This window comes from Sphingomonas sp. CCH9-F2 (genome assembly GCF_001556735.1).
GTDB lineage: Bacteria > Pseudomonadota > Alphaproteobacteria > Sphingomonadales > Sphingomonadaceae > Sphingomonas > Sphingomonas ginsenosidimutans.
Genome location: NZ_LSJO01000491.1, coordinates 1 through 2020, shown reverse-complemented (window position 1 = coordinate 2020; position 2020 = coordinate 1). Strand labels below are relative to the sequence as shown.

3 protein-coding genes are annotated in these 2020 nt (G+C 70.1%); all 3 read right to left on the bottom strand.

The window, feature by feature from the left end; all coding sequences use genetic code 11:
- A partial coding sequence (fliF, locus tag AX685_RS13870) for a flagellar basal-body MS-ring/collar protein FliF (protein ID WP_066489679.1) occupies positions 1-1524 on the bottom strand: 1524 nt, incomplete at its 3' end.
- Between the two features lies 1 nt (position 1525).
- Complete coding sequence (gene fliE, locus AX685_RS13865; RefSeq protein WP_066489678.1) at positions 1526-1888, bottom strand: flagellar hook-basal body complex protein FliE; 363 nt, start codon at positions 1886-1888, stop codon at positions 1526-1528.
- On the bottom strand, positions 1885-2020 hold a 136-nt coding region (locus AX685_RS21120), incomplete at its 5' end, for a helix-turn-helix domain-containing protein (protein ID WP_156445815.1). The genes fliE and AX685_RS21120, both read right to left, overlap by 4 nt.

Here is a 2020-nt window from a genome sequence, read left to right as displayed (position 1 = left end):
GGCGGGCGCGGGCAGTGCTTCGGCGGCGGCGGCGGGTGCCTCCTCGCGCTTCTTCATCAATGCCTTGGCCAGCGGGCGGACGCCCAGCAGCAGCACCAGGAGCGCGATGATGACCGCGGTGGCATTGCGCGCGATCATCGGGACCAGCGCATTGTCGTACCATTTCGGCGCCGCGGCCGGCTCGGTCGCCGAATCGGCGAACTTGCGGCTGATGACGGTGACGTTGTCGTTGCGCGCCTGGTCGAAACCGACTGCGCCCTTCACCAGATCGCTGATCTGGCCGATTTCCATCGCGGTGCGCCGGCCCTTGTCGGGATCACGCAGCAGGACCGCGACCGACAGCCGCTTGATGCTGCCCGGCGCGTTGCGGGTGACCGACACTTCCTTGCCCAGGTCATAGGCGCGCTGGAACGCATCGGACTGTTTCGCCGGATCGGGCGCGGGGCCGCCGGCGGTGGGCGCGGCGGGCGGTGTGCCGGGGTTGCCGGTCGCCGGCTGCGGCGTCGACAGCTGCGCGGCGGGCGGCGGGGTGTTGCTCAGCGCGCCGGGGATGCCGCCCGGCGGGGCGGTCGTCGCCTGGTTGCCGGTCCAGTTGCCGGTTTCGGCGCGCAGCGCGCCCTGCTTGTCATAGCTTTCGCGCGTCGCGCTGGTTTCGTCCAGATTGACGTCGGCCTGCACCTCGGCGGTGAAATTTCCCGCGCCGACCAGCGGGGTCAGCAGCTGGATCAGCTGCTGGCGATACTTTTCCTCGACGCGGCGCTGGAAATCGATGCGCGCGTCATTGGCGGCATCCGGTCCGCCGGCATGCTTGGTCAACAGGCCGCCGAGCTGGTCGACGATCGTCACCGCATCGGGCTTCATCCCCGGCACCGACGAGGCGACGAGGTTGACGATCGAGGAAACCTGCGCGTCGCTGAGCGAGCGCCCGCCCTGCAGCTTGAGCACCACCGACGCGGACGGCGCGGCATTGTCGCGCACGAACACGCTGGTTTCGGGCATGGCGAGGTGGACGCGTGCCTCCGCCACCGCGTCGATCTCCTGGATCGAACGGGCAAGTTCGGTCTCGCGCGCCTGGCGCAGGCGTTCGCCCTCCACCGCGCGGCTGACGCCCATCGGCAGCTGGTCGAGGATCGCATAGCCGCCGGGCGCCGCCTTCGGCAGACCCTGGCCCGCCAGCAGCAGCCGCGCCTTGGAATAATCCTCCTCGGCGACGGTCAGCGATCCGGTGGAATCGTCGATATGGCTGGTGATGTTCGCGGCATTGAGCGCGGTAGTGACGGCCGCCTTGTCGCTGTCCGGCAGGCCGGAGAACAGCGTCTTCTGCGGCGGGGTGGACAGCGCCGACCATGCCAGCGCGGCGCCGCCGATCAGGCTGACCATCAGCGCCATCGGCCCCGCGCGGCGTACCGCGGGCTGTGCGAACACGCCCTGGATCTGGCGCAGCGGATTGGCGAACCGTTCCGGCACCATCGTGACGGGCACCGGCTGCTGCGGCTGCGATGTGGGTGCGAGAGCGTTGCTCATGTTACACCGGCATACTCATGATGTCCTTGTAGGCGGACAGGATCTTGTTGCGGACCTGCAGCGTCGCCTCGAACCCGACCGACGCTTCCTGGCGGGCCAGCATCACCTTGGCGATGTCGACGGTTTCGCCGCGTTCGTAGGCTTCCGACAGCGCCGACGCCTTCTGCTGGGTCTCGTTCACCTTGCCGATCGCCGACTGCATCGTGTCGGCGAAGCTGGTGGCGCCGGTCGATGCGCCGACCGGCTCGGGCGCGCTTGCCCCCGCGGAGGCGTTGGCGCGGCTCAGCGCGGCGTTGCGTTCCAGGATCTGCGCGCGCAGCGCCATCACCCGGTCGACGCCGCCGATTCCGGCGACCCCGCTCATGCCGACATCGCCCGATCGGCGAAGCCGGCGCGGCCGGTGCCGGCGGCCAGATCGTCGCCCTGTTCGCGCGCCTTGGCGAGGCGGTAGCGCAGCGTGCGCTCCGAAATGCCCAGTCGGCGCGCGGTCTCGATC

Coding starts and splice junctions, on each gene's coding strand:
- fliE (WP_066489678.1), bottom strand. CDS start 1,888: ATGAGCGGGGTCGCCGGAATCGGCGGCGTCGACCGGGTGATGGCGCTG.